The 19089-nt window shown below is 69.8% G+C and carries 16 protein-coding genes; 1 reads left to right on the top strand and 15 read right to left on the bottom strand.

The genetic code is table 11. The features are described from left to right. Positions 1-135 precede the first annotated feature (135 nt). From ACIBN2_RS14685 to ACIBN2_RS14660, 6 genes are all read right to left on the bottom strand, one after another. Positions 136-1773 carry a beta-N-acetylhexosaminidase gene (locus ACIBN2_RS14685; protein WP_399134711.1) on the bottom strand — a complete coding sequence of 546 codons (1638 nt, stop codon included), beginning with the start codon at positions 1771-1773 and terminating at the stop codon, positions 136-138. A gap of 1 nt (position 1774) precedes the next feature. Further along, complete coding sequence (locus ACIBN2_RS14680; protein WP_399134710.1) at positions 1775-2617, bottom strand: carbohydrate ABC transporter permease; 843 nt, start codon at positions 2615-2617, stop codon at positions 1775-1777. After that, the gene (locus ACIBN2_RS14675; protein WP_399134709.1) at positions 2614-3615 is read right to left on the bottom strand and encodes a carbohydrate ABC transporter permease; all 1002 of its coding nucleotides are present in this window, start codon (positions 3613-3615) and stop codon (positions 2614-2616) included. The genes ACIBN2_RS14680 and ACIBN2_RS14675 overlap by 4 nt, the downstream gene beginning before the upstream one ends. After that, the gene (locus ACIBN2_RS14670) at positions 3612-4904 is read right to left on the bottom strand and encodes an extracellular solute-binding protein (RefSeq protein WP_399134708.1); all 1293 of its coding nucleotides are present in this window, start codon (positions 4902-4904) and stop codon (positions 3612-3614) included. The genes ACIBN2_RS14675 and ACIBN2_RS14670 overlap by 4 nt, the downstream gene beginning before the upstream one ends. Positions 4905-5124: 220 nt before the next feature. Further along, the gene (locus tag ACIBN2_RS14665; protein WP_384250112.1) at positions 5125-5412 is read right to left on the bottom strand and encodes a DUF3039 domain-containing protein; all 288 of its coding nucleotides are present in this window, start codon (positions 5410-5412) and stop codon (positions 5125-5127) included. Between the two features lie 30 nt (positions 5413-5442). Next, positions 5443-6015 carry a YqgE/AlgH family protein gene (locus ACIBN2_RS14660; RefSeq protein WP_393866269.1) on the bottom strand — a complete coding sequence of 191 codons (573 nt, stop codon included), beginning with the start codon at positions 6013-6015 and terminating at the stop codon, positions 5443-5445. A gap of 254 nt (positions 6016-6269) precedes the next feature. On the opposite strand from ACIBN2_RS14660, the gene murA reads away from it, so the two are divergent. Beyond that, positions 6270-7616, top strand: a complete 1347-nt coding sequence (murA, locus tag ACIBN2_RS14655; protein WP_399134707.1) for a UDP-N-acetylglucosamine 1-carboxyvinyltransferase — start codon at positions 6270-6272, stop codon at positions 7614-7616. 308 nt (positions 7617-7924) lie between these two features. Here murA and ACIBN2_RS14650 read toward each other — a convergent pair whose 3' ends face one another. From ACIBN2_RS14650 to ACIBN2_RS14610, 9 genes are all read right to left on the bottom strand, one after another. After that, complete coding sequence (locus tag ACIBN2_RS14650; protein WP_007382399.1) at positions 7925-8206, bottom strand: HU family DNA-binding protein; 282 nt, start codon at positions 8204-8206, stop codon at positions 7925-7927. 345 nt (positions 8207-8551) lie between these two features. After that, entirely contained in the window at positions 8552-9964 is a 1413-nt protein-coding gene (locus ACIBN2_RS14645; protein ID WP_399134706.1) for an NAD-dependent malic enzyme, read from the bottom strand. A 297-nt stretch (positions 9965-10261) separates the two neighbouring features. After that, the gene (locus tag ACIBN2_RS14640; protein ID WP_399134704.1) at positions 10262-12586 is read right to left on the bottom strand and encodes a HelD family protein; all 2325 of its coding nucleotides are present in this window, start codon (positions 12584-12586) and stop codon (positions 10262-10264) included. A gap of 70 nt (positions 12587-12656) precedes the next feature. Continuing rightward, on the bottom strand, positions 12657-13478 hold the full coding sequence (locus ACIBN2_RS14635; RefSeq protein WP_399134703.1) for an anti-sigma factor family protein: 822 nt from the start codon (positions 13476-13478) through the stop codon (positions 12657-12659). Then, positions 13478-13999 carry a sigma-70 family RNA polymerase sigma factor gene (locus ACIBN2_RS14630; RefSeq protein ID WP_010039908.1) on the bottom strand — a complete coding sequence of 174 codons (522 nt, stop codon included), beginning with the start codon at positions 13997-13999 and terminating at the stop codon, positions 13478-13480. The genes ACIBN2_RS14635 and ACIBN2_RS14630 overlap by 1 nt, the downstream gene beginning before the upstream one ends. A 329-nt stretch (positions 14000-14328) precedes the next feature. Continuing rightward, positions 14329-14925 (bottom strand): CGNR zinc finger domain-containing protein, encoded by a 597-nt coding sequence (locus ACIBN2_RS14625; RefSeq protein ID WP_399134702.1) that lies wholly within the window; start codon positions 14923-14925, stop codon positions 14329-14331. A gap of 369 nt (positions 14926-15294) precedes the next feature. Continuing rightward, complete coding sequence (locus ACIBN2_RS14620) at positions 15295-16455, bottom strand: uroporphyrinogen-III synthase (RefSeq protein WP_399134700.1); 1161 nt, start codon at positions 16453-16455, stop codon at positions 15295-15297. A gap of 116 nt (positions 16456-16571) precedes the next feature. Beyond that, the gene (locus ACIBN2_RS14615; protein WP_399134699.1) at positions 16572-17924 is read right to left on the bottom strand and encodes a nitrate/nitrite transporter; all 1353 of its coding nucleotides are present in this window, start codon (positions 17922-17924) and stop codon (positions 16572-16574) included. A 148-nt stretch (positions 17925-18072) separates the two neighbouring features. Further along, positions 18073-18984, bottom strand: coding sequence for a hypothetical protein (locus ACIBN2_RS14610; RefSeq protein WP_399134698.1), 912 nt, complete (start codon positions 18982-18984; stop codon positions 18073-18075). Positions 18985-19089: the final 105 nt, after the last annotated feature.

Raw genomic sequence — 19089 nt, 5'->3', positions numbered from 1 at the left:
CAGGGGTCCACTAGGAGGCATTCGCCCACCTCACCAGGGAGATGGTCCGTTTTCGCACGGCATCACCGGTGCGCTCCGATTGGCACTCTTCGGTGATGCTTACGACGCTTTTGCCTTACCTGTTCGGAGGCCGGGTCACCTGTTCGGGGGCGCTCCCTCGATGGGCCGCCCGAGCACCCCGGGGCGCCGCTGCCAGGGCAGCGGACCTGACGGCGGCCGGTAGCCCACTCCCAGGGCGTCAAGTCGCCGGTAGTGCAAGGACATCCGCCGCTCGAAGCCGGCGAAGTCCCGCTCGGCCGGGGCGGGCAGGGCACTCCAGGCCACCTCCGCGAAGGCCGTGAGCCGCGGGTACGCCTGGTAGTCCACGCGCCCTTGATCCTCCATCACCTCGGTCCACACGTTGGCCTGCGTGCCGAGCACATGGCGGGCCTCGTCCTCGGTGAGCTGCGCGGGCACCGGCTCGAACCGGTAGACGTCCTCCAGGGTGCGGACGAAGCCGATCGGCACCGGCTCGTCCTCGCCCGGCGCCTGCCGGTGGTCCAGATACACGTACTGCTCGGGGCACATGACGACGTCGTGGCCCGCCCGCGCCGCGGCGATCCCGCCCGCGTACCCGCGCCACGAGGACACGGCCGCGCCCTTCGCGAGCCCGCCCTCGATGATCTCGTCCCAGCCGATGAGCCTGCGCCCGCGCGCGGTCAGCCACTTGTCGAAGTGTCCGACGAACCAGGACTGCAACTCGTCCTCGTCCGCGAGCCCGAGTTCCCTGATGCGGGCCTGCGCGGCCGGGGACTGCCGCCACTGGTCCTTGCGGCATTCGTCGCCGCCCACGTGAACGAACTCCGAGGGGAACAGCTCCAGCAGTTCCTCGAACACCCCCTCGTAGAAGCGCAGGGTGTTGTCGGTGGGGGCGAGTACGTTGGCGGAGATTCCCCAGTTGTCCCAGACGGAGAGGGCGGTGCCCTCCTCGGTGGATGCGGTGATGACGTCGGTGTTGCCGAGTTCCGGGTACGCGGCGATGGCGGCCTGCGAGTGTCCCGGTACGTCGATTTCGGGGACGACGGTGATATGCCGCTCGGCGGCGTAGGCGACGATCTCGCGGATGTCGTCCTGGGTGTAGAAGCCGCCGTGCGGCTTGTCCTCCCACAGCGGTGAGGCGCGGTGACCGATTTTCGTCCTGGCCCGCCATGAGCCGACCTCGGTGAGCCGGGGGTACCGCTTGATCTCGACGCGCCAGCCCTGGTCGTCCGTCAAGTGGAAGTGGAAGACGTTGAGTTTGTGCGCGGCCATCAGGTCGAGCTGGCGCAGGACGCCTTCCTTGGGCATGAAGTGCCGGGCCACGTCGAGCATGAGGCCGCGCCAGCGGAAGCGGGGGGAGTCCTGAATGTGCGTCACCGGCAGCCGCCAGTGCCGGTCCGGCAGGGGTGCGCGGCGGAAGGCGTCCGGGCCGAGCAGCTGCCGCAGCGTCTGCGCGCCCCAGAAGAGCCCGGCCGGGCCGCCGCCCACCAGGTGCACGGTGTCGTGCCGGACCATCAGGCGGTAGCCCTCCTCGCCGAGGTCCTTGGTGACCATCGGGTGGAGGTACAGCTGTATGGCGTTTGCGGCGGTGTCCCCCGCGTCCAGCGGGAATCCGGTGGCAGCACCGAGCACGCCGCGCAGCCACCGCTCGGTCGTCGCGGTGCCCTCGCCCGCCATCAGGCGGGTCTCGGGTCCGAGTGCGAAGTGGCCCGTGTAGTCGTGCACATGGCGGGGTGCGGGAATCAGATCGCTCACGTCAGTCCTTTACCGCTCCGCCCAGTCCGGAGACCAGCCGTCGCTGTACGAGTACGAAGAACACCAGCACCGGAATCGTCATCACCGTGGAGGCGGCCATGACCCCTCCCCAGTCCGGGTCGTCCGGCTTGTAGAACACCAGCAAGGCCATCGGCAGGGTCGACTGCGAAGTGTCGCTGATGATGAAGGACTTGGCGTACAGGAAGTCGTTCCAGGCGGAGATGAAGGAGAACACGCTCGTCGCCACGAGGCCCGGCAGGACGAGCGGGAAAAGGATCTGCCACAGAAATCGCGCACGGCTCGCGCCGTCGATGTACGCGGCCTCCTCCAGTGCCTCCGGGACCGCCTTCACAAACCCCCGCAGCATCCAGATCGCGAACGGCAGCGAGAAGGCGATGTGCGGCAGGATCAGCGAGCCGAGGGTGTTCAGCAGGCCGAAGTCCCGCATCTGGAAGAACAAGGGGATGGTGAGCGCCTCCACCGGCACCATCTGGGCCACCAGAAACATGATCAGCAAAGTGGTCCGGAAGCGGAAGCGGAATCGCGTCACGGCGGTCGCGGCGAGAAACGCGATGAACGCCGAGACGAGGACGACACTGCCCGCCACCACCAGGCTGTTGACGAAATACCGGCCGAAATCCTGCTGCCCGAACACGCGCCGGAAGGCATCCAGGGAAGGCGCGGTGGTCCACGGCCGCGGCTCGGCCGACTCGATCTCCGAGGCCGGTTTGAAGGCGCTCAGCACCATCCAGTACAGCGGGAAGGCGACGACGACCGCGATCAGCAGCGCCGAGGTCTCCGCCACGAGTCGCCCCGGGCGCCGCACACGCGCAAGCAGGTTCACAGCTCCTCCCCCTGGCGGCGCAGCAGCCGCAGGTACACCAGCGTCACGGCGAGCAGGGTCAGCAGCATCACCACGCCGATCGCCGAGCCCAGGCCGTACTGCGAGGACGCGAACGCCTGCTGGTAGGCGTAGACGTTCAGGACCAGGTTCTGGCCCGCGATGCCGCCGCCGCCCGTCATGACGTAGATCTGCGTGAAGACCTTGAAGTCCCAGATGACCGACTGGATGGTGACGACCGTCAGGATCGGCCGCAGCATCGGCGCGAGCACCGAGCGCCAGATGCGCCACTGCGAGGCTCCGTCGAGCGCGGCGGCCTCCAGCACCTCGGCCGGGACGGCGCGGATACCGGCGTACACCGTGACCATCACGAACGGGAAGGAGCACCACACCACTTCGAGCAGCACCAGGAGGAAGGCGCTCAGCCGCCCGTACGTCCACGAGTGGTCGCCGAGCCCGAGAACGCGGTTCACCGGCCCGAAGTCGGGGTCGAAGAGGAACAGCCAGACCGTCGAGCCCGTCACGGCCGGGGTCGCCCAGGCGCCCAGCGCGGCCAGCATCAGCGCCAGTCGCGGCAGCGCCCGCACCCGTGTGAGCAGCACCGCGAGCGCGCATCCGACGGCGAGCGTCGACACCACGCAGGCCGCCGCGAACAGCACCGTGGCCAGCAGCACCCGCCAGAACTCGCCGTCGGAGAACAGCGCCGAGTAGTTCCCGAACCCCTCGAAAGTGGTCGGCTCACCCCCGCTGACCTGTGCCTGGGTGTACCGGAAGAACGAGATCAGCCCGAGCTGATAGATCGGGTAGAGCAGCAGACCGCCGAGGACGACGAGGGCGGGCGCGAGATAGAGCCACGGAGCCGCCTGCCGCCGCCCGCTGCGGCGCTCCAGGGGGCGCGGGGCTGTGTTGAATGTGCGGCTGCCGCCGCGCGGGCGCGACACGCCACGAACAACCCGCACCCGCGAGCGAACCGCGGCCCCCGAGCTCTCGGGCGCCGTCATCCGGCGGAGCCGAACGCCGCGTCCATCTTCTTCGCCGCCTCCCCAGCGGCCGCGCCCACGTCCTTCTTCCCGCTGATGACCTCCTGGAGCATCGTCGGCAGGACCAGCTGGGAGTCGATCTGGGACCAGCCCGCCGAGGCCGGCACGAACTTGGTCCCGGCGGAGAGCGTCTGCGCGAAGGGCTTCACGTACGGCTGCTCGGCGGCGGCCTTGGCGCGGACGTCCGCGAACGTGGGCAGGAAGCCCATCGCGTCGAACATCTCGGCCTGCGTCTTCTTCGAGGTGAGCTGTTCCATGAGGTCGACGGCGAGCGTGCGGTGCGAGGTGCTCTTGAGCACGCCGATGTTGTTGCCGCCTGCGAAGGCGGGCGCGATCGACCCGGACTTCACCCCCGGCAGCGGCACGACCGCGTACTTGCCCTTGACCTTCCCGGCCTCGACGGCGGTGTGGCTGAAGTCGCCGCCGATCGCCATGCCCGCCTTGCCGGCCGCGAACGCGGTGATCGTGTCGTTGCCGCCCATGCCCGCGCACTTGGCCGCGGGGCAGTTGGCGTCGCCGAAGAGCGAGGTGTACGCCTTGATGCCCTTCTGCGCGGCCGCGCTGTCGATGGCGGAGGCGTACGAACCTCCCTTGCCGGTGGCGAGTTCACCGCCGTTGGCCCAGACGAAGGGCATCGCGCCGTACGTGTACGCGCCGCCGACGACGATGCCGTAGAGACCGGGCTTCGCCGCGTGGACCTTGCGGGCGGTGGACGCCAACTCGTCCATGGTTTTGGGGGGTTGGAGCCCCAGCTCCTTGAAGACGTCCGTGCGGTAGTACAGGGCGCGGACGCCGACGTAGTACGGGGAGCCGTACGTCCTGCCGTCGACGGTGACGGACGTCCTGGCCGTGGGGTCGGTGTCCTTGGACTCGTTCCAGGCGTTGAACTCCTTGGTCACGTCGAGGAGTCCGCCGTCCTTCACATAGCCGGCCGTGTCGGTGTTGCCGTACTCCATCAGGTCGGGCGCGGACTTCGGGTCGTTGAAGGCGGCCTTGACGCGCTGGGCCCGGGTCTCGACCGGGATGTACTCGACGTGGACCTTGGTGCCCCTGTGGGCCTTCTCGAAGCCGGCCACCACCGAGTCGACGGCCTTCTCCTTCGGCTTGTTGCCGACCTCCTGGAAGAGCCAGACCCGCAGCGTGCCGGTCTTCTCGTCCTTCTCGGAGGAGGAGTTGGAGGACGTCTGGGGGGCGCAGGCGGTGACGGCCAGGGCCGTGAGCAGGACGGCGAGACGTGGGGACGGCTTCATGGAGTGACCCTCCGGGCAGGCGTTGCAACATATGCAATGACGGTTTCGCTCTGCACAACACCACGGAGGCTAGGGATCACATGAACATGACCACAAGAGGTCTCAACCACTTCGTGACCGGCCGACGCATCCCCTGCAACGGCGGGCAGCACAAAGGCCCCCGAAGCGCGTCAGAACGCACCCCGAGGGCCTCGCCGTTCTCAGGCGGGAGCGAGCAGGACTACTTGTCGCCGCCCTTGCCCTTGTCGTCGCCGCCACCGGCGCCCATGGACTCGTAGATCTCCTTGCACATGGGACACACGGGGTACTTCTTCGGATCGCGGCCGGGCACCCACACCTTGCCGCACAGCGCCACGACGGGGGTCCCGTCGAGGGCACTCGCCATGATCTTGTCCTTCTGGACGTAGTGGGCGAAGCGCTCGTGGTCGCCGTCGCCGTGGGACACCTGTGGCGTCGGCTCAACGAGGGTCCCCGTACCAGTCCCGCGCTCGGGCTCAAGAGTGCTCATAAGTGCCAAGGGTACTGAAGGTCACCCGGATCAGTTGAGCGATGGGTCGTCCGGGTACGTGGCCACCATCGCCAGCTCGTTGCGCTGACGGCGCAGGACTTCGCGCCAGAGTCTTTCCGGTGACGGCGACGAGACATCGCCGGGCTCCGACTCGACGACGTACCACGCGCCCTCGACCAGCTCGTCCTCCAGCTGGCCGGGGCCCCAGCCGGCGTATCCGGCGAAGATCCGCAGGGAGCCGAGGGCCGAGGCGAGCAGCTCCGGCGGCGCCTCCAGGTCGACCAGCCCGATCGCGCCGTGCACTCTGCGCCAGCCCAGCGGCGCTCCGTCCGCGCCCACTCCGCCGGGGATGACCGCGACCCCCAGCGCCGAGTCCAGCGACACCGGGCCGCCCTGGAAGACGACGCCCGGCTCACCGGCGAGGTCCGCCCAGCCCTCCAGGATGTCGCCGACGTCCACGGGCGTCGGGCGGTTGAGGACGACGCCGAGGGAGCCCTCCTCGTCGTGGTCGAGAAGGAGCACCACCGCACGGTCGAAGTTCGGGTCCGCCAGGGCGGGCGTTGCCACGAGCAACCGCCCTGTGAGCGAGGACACCTCGGTCATGCCAGACATGATCCCGCATCTTGCCGAGGCTCGGGGAGGCAATGCGGGTAAGAAGGGTGATTGCAGCTCAGGGCGGAAGGATGCATCCAGGGCGCACAATGGGCACCGGTGACCCCATGTGCCCGGCCAGGAGCGGTTCGTGTTGTGACGAAGCTATGACGTAGCTGGGTGGGCCTTGGGCTTACAGAAGGGGGGTAGGCGGCGATTACCCTTTCCCTTCCGGCCCCTGTCCCACTCATCGGAACGCGAGATACATGACCGTCAACGGCTCTGACGATGTACTGCTTGTTCACGGCGGAACCCCGCTTGAGGGCGAGATCCGTGTCCGCGGTGCGAAGAACCTCGTACCGAAGGCGATGGTCGCCGCCCTGCTGGGCAGTGGACCGAGTCGGCTGCGCAACGTTCCGGACATCCGTGACGTTCGTGTCGTACGCGGACTCCTCCAGCTGCACGGGGTGACGGTCCGTCCGGGTGAGGAGCCGGGCGAGCTGGTGATGGACCCGTCCCACGTGGAGAGCGCGAACGTCGCTGACATCGATGCCCACGCGGGTTCGTCGCGCATCCCGATCCTCTTCTGCGGACCGCTGCTGCACCGCCTCGGTCACGCCTTCATCCCGGGCCTCGGCGGCTGCGACATCGGCGGCCGGCCCATCGACTTCCACTTCGAGGTGCTGCGGCAGTTCGGCGCGCGGATCGAGAAGCGGGCGGACGGGCAGTACCTGGAGGCGCCGCAGCGGCTGCGCGGCACGAAGATCCGGCTGCCGTACCCGTCCGTCGGCGCGACCGAGCAGGTGCTGCTCACCGCGGTGCTCGCGGAAGGCGTCACGGAGCTCTCGAACGCGGCCGTGGAGCCGGAGATCGAGGACCTGATCTGCGTCCTGCAGAAGATGGGCGCCATCATCGCGATGGACACCGACCGCACGATCCGCGTCACCGGCGTGGACAAACTGGGCGGTTACACCCACCGCGCCCTCTCCGACCGTCTGGAGGCCGCCTCCTGGGCGTCCGCCGCGCTCGCGACCGAGGGCAACATCTACGTCCGCGGCGCCCAGCAGCGCTCGATGATGACGTTCCTCAACACCTACCGGAAGGTGGGTGGCGCCTTCGAGATCGACGACCAGGGCATCCGGTTCTGGCACCCCGGTGGCCAGTTGAAGTCCATCGCACTGGAGACGGACGTGCACCCGGGCTTCCAGACGGACTGGCAGCAGCCGCTGGTGGTCGCCCTCACGCAGGCGACGGGGCTGTCCATCATCCACGAGACGGTCTACGAGTCCCGTCTCGGCTTCACCTCCGCGCTCAACCAGATGGGTGCTCACATCCAGCTGTACCGCGAGTGCCTGGGCGGCTCGGACTGCCGCTTCGGCCAGCGCAACTTCCTGCACTCGGCCGTCGTCTCGGGCCCCACCAAGCTCCAGGGAGCCGACCTGGTCATCCCCGACCTGCGCGGCGGCTTCTCGTACCTCATCGCCGCCCTCGCGGCCCAGGGCACGTCCCGCGTCCACGGCATCGACCTCATCAACCGCGGCTACGAGAACTTCATGGAGAAGCTCGTGGAACTGGGCGCCAAGGTCGAACTCCCGGGCAAGGCCCTCGGCTGATCCCGAACCCGTCACCCCCGGCCCAGGACCGCACCGCTCCCGGCTGGGGGTCCGGGGGTCATCCCCCGGAAAGACACAGCATGGAGAAGCTCGTGGAACTGGGCGCCAAGGTCGAACTCCCGGGCAAGGCCCTCGGCTGATCCCGAACCCGTCAGCCCTGGCCATGGAGAGCGGCTGACCCCCGTTCCTCGCGTACGACGATGGGGCGGCACCCGGAAGGGTGCCGCCCCATTGGCGTTTCTTCGCGCCGTGCATCGTCCGGACGTGCTACGCGCCGTACATCGTCCCGTGATGCACAGACAGCGGGGTCACTTACCCTTCGCGGCTTCCTTGAGCTTGCTGCCCGCGGAGACCTTCACGCTGTAGCCGGCCGGGATCTGGATCGGGTCGCCGGTCTGCGGGTTGCGGGCGGTGCGAGCGGCACGGTGGGTGCGCTCGAAGGTCAGGAAGCCAGGGATGGTGACCTTCTCGTCGCCCTTGGCGACGATCTCGCCGACGGTCTCGGCGAACGCGGCCAGCACGGCGTCGGCGTCCTTGCGGGTCACCTCGGCGCGGTCGGCCAGCGCGGCCACCAGCTCACTGCGGTTCATGTTGTTACTCCCGTGTTCTTCTTGCCGTTGAGGCGTGCCACGCGGCGGAGCCGCGAGTGGGCACGGTGAAGCCGATGCTGCCAGGGCCCCCGGTGAGGCCCCGGACCCGGGTCCGGGGTCAGACCCTCGCGCCCAGAGACGCATCCTGCCCCCACCTGCGGCGCGAAAGCCAATCCGGCACCCGCAGGAGTCGTGAGAACACCCTTGGGAGTCACACGAAAAGAGGGCCTGAGCCTGGCCGACACGATAAACGGCGGTCGCCAGGCCCTGCTTCCACGACGCGCCGGTGCAAGGCCTTGCCGTGGCGATACTCACAGCCTACGCACATCCGCGCCGAAGCCGCGATTACGACGCCGAAGCGGCCTTCGCCGCATCCCGCACCGCACCTGCCACCGCGCCCGCGACCTTGTCGTTGAAGACGCTCGGGATGATGTAGTTCGGGTTCAGCTCGTCCTCGCTCACCACGTCCGCCAGCGCGTTCGCGGCCGCGAGCATCATGTCCGTGTTGACCGTGCGGGACTGCGCGTCCAGCAGACCGCGGAACACGCCCGGGAAGACCAGCACGTTGTTGATCTGGTTCGGGAAGTCGGAGCGGCCGGTGGCCACAACCGCCGCCGTCTGACGGGCGATTGCCGGGTCCACCTCGGGATCGGGGTTCGCGAGCGCGAACACGATGGCGCCGTCCGCCATGGCGGCCACGTCGTCGCCGTCGAGGACGTTGGGGGCCGAGACGCCGATGAACACGTCGGCGCCGCGCACGGCTTCCTTCAGCGTGCCGGTCAGACCCTCGGGGTTGGTGTTGTCGGCGATCCAGCGCAGCGGCGAGTCGGCCCGGGCCGCGCGCAGGTCCTCGCGGCCGGCGTGCACGATGCCGTGGATGTCGGCGACGACGGCGTTCTTCACGCCCGCGGCGAGCAGCAGCTTCAGGATGGCCGTACCGGCCGCGCCGGCGCCGGACATCACGACCCGGATGTTCTCGATCGCCTTGTCCGTGACACGCAGTGCGTTCGTCAGGGCGGCGAGGACGACGATCGCGGTGCCGTGCTGGTCGTCGTGGAAGACCGGGATGTCGAGGGCCTCGCGCAGCCGCGCCTCGATCTCGAAGCAGCGGGGCGCGGAGATGTCCTCGAGGTTGATGCCGGCGAAGCCCGGGGCGATCGCCTTGACGATCTCGACGATGGCGTCGGTGTCCTGGGTGTCCAGGCAGATCGGCCAGGCGTCGATATCGGCGAAGCGCTTGAAGAGGGCCGCCTTGCCCTCCATGACCGGCATGGCGGCCATCGGGCCGATGTTGCCGAGGCCGAGCACCGCCGAGCCGTCCGTCACGACCGCAACGGTGTTCCGCTTGATGGTGAGGCGGCGGGCGTCCTCGGGGTTCTCGGCGATGGCCATGCAGACGCGGGCCACGCCCGGCGTGTAGATCATGGACAGGTCGTCACGGTTGCGGATGGGGTGCTTGGACTGCATCTCGATCTTGCCGCCGAGGTGCATCAGGAACGTACGGTCGGAGACCTTGCCGAGGGTCACGCCCTCGATGCCGCGCAGCTGCTGGACGATCTCGTCGGCGTGGGCCGTGGAACTGGCCGCGATCGTGACGTCGATACGGAGCTTCTCGTGGCCGGAGGCGGTCACGTCGAGACCGGTGACCGAGCCTCCGTGGGACTCCACGGCGGTGGTGATCTGGGAGACCGCGGTGCCGCTCGCGGGCACCTCCAACCGGACCGTAATGGAGTAGGAGACGCTGGGCGCCGTTGCCATGGCCGACTTCCTCTGCTTTCACCGTGACGCTGATATGCCGTCCGATGGTCGCACCTACTGTCGAGTAGGCGGTAGTCGCCCCGGATTGCGAACGTTTTGTTCACGGAACGAAGAGGCCCGCGTCACGTCGTGACGCGGGCCTCCCGCAGTTCAAGTGGCACCGACCCGCCATGCTCGCCTCGCGGCAAGTGGTCGCTCGTAGCGACGAAGGTTGGGCCCGGGGGCTTGGATCGAGCCGGTGCCACACCCAGGCTAACAAACAGATCCCGCAGGGCCATTCCCGTACCGCGACTTCATTCAGTTCTCATCGCGGAGCAGGTCGGGCACCCCTCGCGTGTCCGGCTCGTCGCGGTCGGCCGAGACGATCGTCAGCTGCTGGGTGGCCCGGGTCAGGGCGACGTAGAGCACGCGCAGGCCGGCCGGGGACTCGTCCGCGATCTCCGCGGGCGAGACGACGACCGTCGCGTCGTACTCCAGGCCCTTCGCCTCCAGGCTGCCCAGGGCCGCCACCCGGTCGCCGAGCCCGGCGAGCCAGCGGGCGGCCTCCTCCCTGCGCTGCATGGCGACGACCACGCCGACGGTCCCGTCGACGAGGTCGAGAAGCCGGGCGGCCTCCGCGCGGACGGTCTGCGCGAGGGAGTCCCGTACGGCGCCGGATCCGCCGCCGGTGGTCACGAAGCGCGGTTCGACCCCGGTGGAGCGGACGGCCGTCGGGGACTCGGCGCCCGGCATGGCGAGGGCGAGCACCTTCGAGGCCAGCTCGGCGATCTCGGCCGGGTTGCGGTAGTTCACCGTCAGCTGGAAGCGGCGGCGGGGGCGGGTGCCGAGTGCCTCGTCGCGGGCCTCGGCCGCCTCGTCCACGTCGGACCAGGAGGACTGGGCCGGGTCGCCGACGACCGTCCAGGTGGCGTGCCGGCCGCGGCGGCCGACCATGCGCCACTGCATCGGCGTGAGGTCCTGGGCCTCGTCGACGATGACGTGGGCGTACTCGGTGCGCTCCTGCGCCAGCCGCTCGGCCCGCTCGCGCTGGGACTCCTCGCGGACCGGCATCAGCTCCTCCAGGCCGGTCAGGTGGTCGAGGGGGTCCAGCTCGCGTCGCCTCTTCGGGCGGGCCGGGGCGCCGAGGATCGCCTGGAGCTCGTCGAGCATGGCGATGTCGTGCACCGAGCGGCCGTCGCGTCTGAGCGAGCGGGCCACGCGGCGGACCTCGCCGGGGTTGAGGATCCGGCGGGCCCAGCGGCCGAGGCGCCGCTCGTCCGCCATCGCCTCCAGCACGGCCCCGGGGGTCAGCTCCGGCCACCAGGCGTCGAGGAACTCGATGAAGGGGTCCTCGGAGGAGATGTCGTCGTCGAAGGAGGAGCGCAGTTCGGCGGCGAGTTCCGGGTCGGTGTGACGGGCGGCGGACCCCGACTGCTCCCACAGGGCGTCGAGCAGCAGCTTGCGGGCGCGGGGGCGCAGCAGGTTCACGGGAGCGGTGCCGCCGAGGGCGGCGCGGCGGATGCGTTCCAGCGCTTCCGCCTCCAGCTCCAGGCGGCGCCCGAAGGCGACCACGCGCAGCCGCCGGGGCGAGCCGTTCGCCTCCAGGGCTCCCCGCGCCGCCTTCCGCAGCACCTTGAGCATGCGGTACGAGCCCTTGGCCCGGGCGGTGGCCGGGGAGTCGTAGAGCGTGGCCTCGGCGCCGTCGACGAGCGAGCCGATCGCGCGGATGGCGACCTGGCCCTCCTCGCCGAGGGAGGGCAGGACGCCCTCGGTGTACGCGACCAGCAGCGGGGTCGGGGAGACGATGAGGATGCCGCCCGCGTAGCGGCGCCGGTCCTGGTAGAGGAGGTAGGCGGCGCGGTGCAGGGCGACGGCCGTCTTGCCGGTGCCGGGGCCGCCCTCGACGTAGGTCACGGAGGCGGCGGGGGCGCGGATGACCAGGTCCTGCTCGGCCTGGATGGAGGCGACGATGTCCCGCATGGTGTGGCTGCGGGCCTGGCCGAGCGCGGCCATCAGGGCGCCGTCGCCGATCACGGCCAGCTCATGGCCGTCGAGGACGGCCTTGAGCTCGGGGCGCATCAGGTCGTCCTCGACGCCGAGGACCTTGCGGCCCTTGGATCGGATGACGCGGCGGCGCACGACCCGGCCGGGGTCGACGGGGGTGGAGCGGTAGAAGGGGGCGGCCGCGGGCGCCCGCCAGTCGATGACGAGCGGCGCGTACTCGGAGTCGAGGACGCCGATCCGCCCGATGTGCAGGGTCTCGGCGATGTCGGCCGTGCCGTCCTCGCGCACGGCACCGTCGGCGGGTTCCACGGCGGTGTACGCGCCGTCGGGCCCCTTCTTCCCGTCCTTGCCGAGCAGCAGGTCGATCCGGCCGAAGAGGAAGTCCTCGAACTCGTTGTTCAGACGGTTGAGATGGATGCCGGCCCGGAAGACCTGGGCGTCCCGCTCCGCGAGAGCGCCGGGTGTGCCGACCTGGCCGCGCCGGGCCGCGTCGTTCATCAGGAACTCGGCTTCGTGGATCTTCTCCTCGAGGCGCCGGTACACCCGGTCCAGGTGTTCCTGTTCGACGCTGATCTCCCGGTCGCGACGTGAGTCGTGATCCGAGCCGACCGCGGTTTCCTGCTGAGCCTGAGCGGCCACCGGGCCCCCTTCTGACGTGCTGGGCAGCCGTCAACCGTACGCGAAGGGGACCCGGCAAAGCTACGTACCACTACGCGTCGATCTGCACGAGCTTCTTGCCGTCGAAGGTCATGACCTCGAAGTGGTCGATCTGGTTGGGCTGGAAGGCCGCGCCGCCCTGGGCGTAGAGGGGCAGCTTGGCCTCCGGTGCCTTGGCGTCCGGGATGCCGTAGCCCCACTTCGGGACCGACCAGGAGGACATCGTCTCGCGCTCGCCGTTCTTGCCGACGGCGATGAGCGAGCACTTCAGCGGGCCCTTGACGTTGCTGAGCTCGACGACGCCCCAGGTGCCCCAGTCCTTCTTCTGCATCGCCACGGTCGCCTTGACCTGGGTGGAGGCGTCGGTCGCCGTCACCTTGTCGGAGATGGTGCCGAAGGCCGCCTTGGCGCCGGCCGCCAGCGGGGTGGCCTGGGTGCCCGAGTCGTTGCCGCCGTTGGCCGCCATGACCGTCAGCGGGCCGCCGATGATCAGCGCGGCCGCGGCCGCCACGAGGTAGAAGCTCTTGCGGCGCTTCTGCGCCCGGCGCTCGGAGACCTCGTCGACGAGCTTCTCCGCGAGCCGTGGGCTGGGCCGTGCGGAGAGGGACTCGCCGATCGCGGGTGAACCGGTGCCCGGCAGGTCCGCCAGCGCGGCCATCATGGGCTCCATCCCGGCCAGCTCGTCGAGCTGCTGGGCGCACCATTCGCAGGTGGCGAGGTGAGCCTCGAAGGCGGTGGCCTCGGCGTCGTCCAGGATGCCGAGGGCGTAGGCACCGACCGTCTCGTGCTCGCTCGGGCCCGGAGATCCCATCATGGAGCCAGACATACCCGAACCACCTGTGCCGAATCCCTGGTTACCCCCGTAAACACTCATCACGCCGTCACCCCCCGCTCCTCCAGTGCCAGCTTCATCGACCGCAGGGCGTAGAACACCCGAGATCGCACCGTGCCACTGGGAATGCCCAGCGTCTCAGCCGCCTCATTGACCGTACGCCCCTTGAAATAGGTCTCGACGAGCACCTCCCGGTGGGCCGGGGTCAGGTCGTCCAGCGCGTCCGACAGCGTCATCAACCACAGCGCCTTGTCGATCTCGTCCTCCGCGGGGATGACCTCCAGCGGCGACGGATCGACCTCCTGCGGCCGGGCCTGCCGGCTGCGGTGGCCGTCGATGACGATGCGGCGCGCGACCGTCACCAGCCAGGGGCGTACCGATCCGGTCGCTCGATTGAGCTGGCCGGCATTCTTCCAGGCACGGATTAGCGTCTCCTGAACCACGTCCTCGGCGCGTTGTCTGTCTCCGGCCACAAGGCGGAGGACGTACGCAAGGAGAGGTCCGGCGTGCTCGCGATACAGGGCACGCATCAGCTCCTCATCTGGTTCCGAGGGCTGGGACATGCGATGTCGGGCCCTCGATCCACGTTCATTGGCCACGACGGAATCCTTGCGCACGCCCACCTCCGATGTCCGGGGGTTCCCCCAGCCGGTCGCTCGCCCACACGTACGGATGTGGTGCGCGCCATGTTCAAAGTGGGGTGACAGTTTTCTGCGGCGTGACGTGACGAGGGGGGACATGCGACCACATTCCCCCCGTGCGATCTTTACATTTCCGCCACACTGGCAAGATCCGGGCCGCTGCCCGTGTCACCCCTGAGGCAAACGGTGTGTAATCGAAATCACTTCGACAGCAGTCTCACACAAGCACCTCAGAAGCGACATACGGGGCATCACGCCCGGGCCAGAGCGGCCCTCCGGCGGTGCCGGGCCACCCTTTCGCGGTTCCCACAGACCTCACTGGAGCACCAGCGCCTCCTGCGCCCCCGGGACGAATCGACGTAGACGATCGGGCAGTTGTCGCCCTCGCACTGCCGCAGACCGGCCCGCGCGACGGGGTCGGTGAGCAGCTCCACGACGTCCCGGGCGATCGCTCCGAGCAGCTGCGCGCACTCGGGCGGTGCGTCCAACTCCCGTACGAGTGAACCGTCCTGGGTCCGTACGGCCCGCGGGGCGGGCGGTGCGACGCGGGCGGCCTCGTTCACCCGGGCGAGCGCGATGTCGTAGGAGGGGCGGGGCTCGGCCCCGAACCGGCCGCGGATCAACTCGTCCACGTGTCCCCGCAGTTCACGGAAGCCCACCAGCCATGACGCGTCGGCGTGGGCCAGCGGCGTGCCCGGCGGGGCGAGACCCGCCGCGGTGATCCAGGCGCGCAGCACCTCGAGGGAGTCGAACCGTTCCTCGGGATGGGTGGTCGCGAGGAGATCCAGGCAGATCCGCCCGGCGTCGAACCGCAACTCGTACGCGACCGTGGCCGTACCCAGTGCCATGTGCCTGTCACCGCCTGGCTAGGGGACCCGAGAGGGTGAAGAACCGATCCCTCTTACAGTGCATGCCCGTTCGCGCGGCCGGAACCCCCCGTACCGGCGGGTGGTGGACGGCTGCTGATGCGGGTGCGCGTCTCGGCGGTGTTCCGGGCCGGGCGCCGTCCGTCGACGGTGACCATGACGGCCCACAGCAAGAGCACGGCCTCGTACTGGGCGCGGCCACGGTCACCACGGGCCTGCTCGCCGGGACCTACGAGCGAGATCGTCGTCGAGCGGGACGTTGACGGCGAAGGTGGTGAGGAAGCCGAGGGGGGAACTTCCGAGCACCGGGGACGCGATCTCAGCCCGTCCGGCAGGTGAGGACGACGACCCTCACGTGTCCGCGTACTTCGCGTCCGCCGCCGGGTCCAGCGCCAGCCGATACCCCCGCTTCACGACCGTCTGGATCAGCTTCGGAGCCCCAAGTGCCGTACGCAACCGGGCCATCGCCGTCTCCACCGCGTGCTCGTCGCGCCCGGCACCGGGAAGCGCCCGCAGCAGCTCCGACCGCGCCACCACCCATCCCGGCCGCCGCGACAGCGCCCGCAGCAGCGACATCCCCGCCGGCGGCACGGGCTTGAGCTCGCCGTCGACGAGAACCGCGTGGCCGCGGATCTCCATGCGGTGCCCGGCGACGGGCAGAGAGCGGGCGCGCCCCGGCAGCTCCTGGCAGAGCAGCTGCACCAGCGGCCCGAGCCGGAACCGCTCCGGCTGGACCGTGTCGATGCCGTGGGCCTGCAGCGGCACCGCGGTCACCGGGCCCACGCAGGCCGGCAGCACGTCGTGGTGGAGGGCGGCGAGCAGCTCGGCCGTCAGCCCGCGCTCCTCGGCCCGGTCCAGCAGGGACACCGCGGCGGGCGCGCTCGTGAAGGTGATCGCGTCCAGACCGCGCGAGACGGCGGCGTCCAGCAACCGGTCCAGCGGCCCGAGGTCCTCCGGCGGCATCCACCGGTACACCGGCACCCCGACGACCTCCGCTCCCCCGGCCCGCAGCGACTCCACGAACCCGGGCAGCGGCTCACCGTGCAGCTGTACGGCGACCCGGCGCCCGTCGACGCCCTCCTCCAGCAGCCGGTCCAGCACCTCGGCCATGGACTCGCTCGACGGCGACCAGTCCTCCGTCAGCCCGGCGGCCCGGATCGCGCCCTTGACCTTGGGCCCGCGCGCGAGCAGCTCGACCTCGCGCAGCCGGCCGAGCAGCGCCTCGCCGAGCCCCCATCCCTCGGCGGCCTCGACCCACCCCCTGAAGCCGATGGCGGTCGTGGCCACGACCACGTCCGGTGCCAGGTCGAGCAGGTCCTTCGTCGCCGCGAGCAGTTCGCTGTCGTCGGCGAGCGGCACGATGCGCAGGGCGGGTGCGTGCACGACGGCGGCTCCCCGTCGCTGCAGCAGCGCGCCCAGCTCGTCGGCGCGGCGCGCGGCCGTCACGCCGACCGTGAAGCCGGAGAGCGGCCCGTGCCGGCCGGTGTCGGGTTGCTGCGGTTCGTCGTACATGGCTCTCGTCCCGAAGAGTCGTCGTACATGCAGTACGGCGGTACTGCCTGCATGCCGATCGAGCCTGTCAACGGTCCGTGACAGGCTCGGTTCGGCTTGATGTCGCCGGTGTTACGTCACACCTCGGCATAGCTGAGCTGCGGCTTCGCCTCTGCAGCGGCCGTTGCCGTGCTGCTCGCCGCCACCCTTCGAAGGTATACGGCCCAGGTGACCGCGAAGCAGAGCGCGTAGTAGGCGAGGAAGGCGACGAAGGCTCCGGTGCCGGAGCCGTAGGAGAGGAAGGACTGGCGGAAGGCCAGGTTGATGCCGACGCCGCCGAGCGCGCCGACCGCGCCGATCAGGCCCATCGAGGCGCCGGAGAGCCGGCGCCCGTACTTGGCCGCCTCCTCGCCCTCGAGCCCCTTGGCCAGGGCCTTGGCCTGGAAGATGCCCGGGATCATCTTGAACGTGGAGCCGTTCCCGATGCCGGTCAGCGAGAACAGGACCACGAAGGCGACCACGAACAGCGGCAGCGACTTCTGCATGCTGGCGGCGACCAGGACCGCGGTGGCGGCGGCCATGGCCACGTAGTTGAAGAGGGTGATCTTCGCGCCGCCGTACTTGTCGGCGAGCCAGCCGCCCACCGGGCGGATCAGCGAGCCGAGCAGCGGGCCGACGAAGGTGAGGTAAGTGGCCTGCAGCGGGGTGCGCCCGAACTGGTTCGTCAGCACCTGTCCGAAGGCGAAGCTGTAGCCGATGAAGGAGCCGAACGTCCCGATGTAGAGGACGGACATGATCCAGGTGTGCGGGTCCCTGGCGGCGTCCTTGGCCGCGCCGGTGTCGTTCTTGACGTTCTCGATGTTGTCCATGAAGGACGCGGCGAGGACGGCGGCGACGACGATCAGCGGGATGTAGATCCCGAGCAGTACCCGCGGACCGCCGCCGGCGCCGATGACCGCGAGGGCCACCAGCTGGATCGCCGCCACGCCGATGTTGCCGCCGCCGGCGTTGAGCCCGAGCGCCCACCCCTTCTTCCGCAGCGGGAAGAAGGCGTTGATGTTGGTCATGGAGGAGGCGAAGTTGCCGCCGCCGATGCCGGCCAGCAGGCCGATCCACAGGAAGGTGGAGAAGGAGGTCCCGGGCTCCATGACCGCGAACGCGGCCACGCTCGGGACGAGCAGCAGGCTGGCCGAGATGACCGTCCAGTTCCGGCCGCCGAAGACCGCGACGGCGAAGGTGTAGGGCACCCGGACGACCGCGCCGACCAGGGTCACCATCGACGTCAGCAGGAACTTGTCGGCCGGGGTGAGCCCGTACTCCGGGCCCATGAAGAGCACCAGTACGGACCACAGGGTCCAGATCGAGAATCCGATGTGCTCGGAGAGAACGGAGAAGAGGAGGTTGCGGCGTGCGACCTTCTCTCCGGTCTCCTTCCAGAAGGTCTCGTCCTCGGGATCCCACTGCTGGATCCAGCGGCCAGCGGCTTTCATGGCGCCTCCACGTGCTCCGGGGTGATGTCCCGAAGTTAGGGAGGCAGAGTTTCCGCGCTGTGGCACCGGGTGACCGGAAGGGAACGTTGCTCTCACCCCGCACGGGGGCGGGATGAGAGGTATCGCGCTCGTACGTTACGAACAGCTCTCAGCGCTGGGGCGACTGCCAGTTGGGGTTCTGCTGGGGGTAGGGCTGCTGCGGGGGGTACGGCTGCTGGGGGTGGGGCTGCTGCGGGGGGTACGGCTGCTGGGGGTGGGGCTGCTGCGGGGCGTACGGGCCGGGGGCCTGCGCGGGCGGGCCGTAGGCGGCCTGCGGCTGACCGTAGGGCTGGGCCGGCTGCTGGGGATATCCGTACGGCTGCTGCTGGGGCTGCGGCTGGCCGCCGTACGGCCCGTTCGCGAAGGGGTTGCCCTGGCCCGGCATCTGCGCCCCGGGCATCTGCATCCCCGGCATCTGGCCCGGCATCTGCATCCCCGGCGGCAGATACCGCAGCCGGCCGGTCTCGTCCGTCATCGGCACGAAGCCGGCGGCCTGAAGCCGTCGGGAGAACTTGGCGTTGCGCCTGCGGGTCACCAGCAGGCCGATGCCGAAGATGCCCATGAGGAGGACCCAGACGATGCCCGCGACGACGAAATCGAGGATCTCGCCGCCCGCCCGGACCCCGGCGACCGCACAGGCGGCGGTGACACCCAGCGCCCCGTACCCCATCCGCTTCTCGGCGTTCTTGCCGGTGAGGTCGAACTGGATACGGGCCTTGAGGAGTTCGACGGCGTCGGGAACGAGCGGCGGCAGGGACACCCCGTCCGCGGCGTTCGGATACTGCGCCCAGTTCTGCGCCGCCCGCGCCCGCGCCTGCGGGCTGGGGTCCGGCACGATCATCATCTTCAGCTGGTTGTTGCGCGAGCCGGTGTGCCGGGCGTCCAGGTACTCGTAGCCGAACTGCTGGGCGATGAAGGCGAGTCGGGAGAGTTTCTTCACGGACGCCATCGGACTGGTGAGCTCGACGGGCTCCCCGCCGGCCATCAACCGCAGCATCTTCTGCGTCTGCCGCTTACTCATCGCTCCTGCTCCCCCGTGGGCACGCTGTTCACTTCAGCAACGCGAGCAGTCTCCCACGGGGTTGGGCGGGCGCGACGTCGCGGGCGGTCCGCTTGACCCGGCCTT

It is taken from the genome of Streptomyces sp. NPDC050534, assembly GCF_044457745.1.
Classification (GTDB): Bacteria; Actinomycetota; Actinomycetes; order Streptomycetales; family Streptomycetaceae; genus Streptomyces.
The sequence above is the reverse complement of the archived record's forward strand: the minus strand, read 5'-3'. Positions and strand labels throughout refer to the sequence as shown.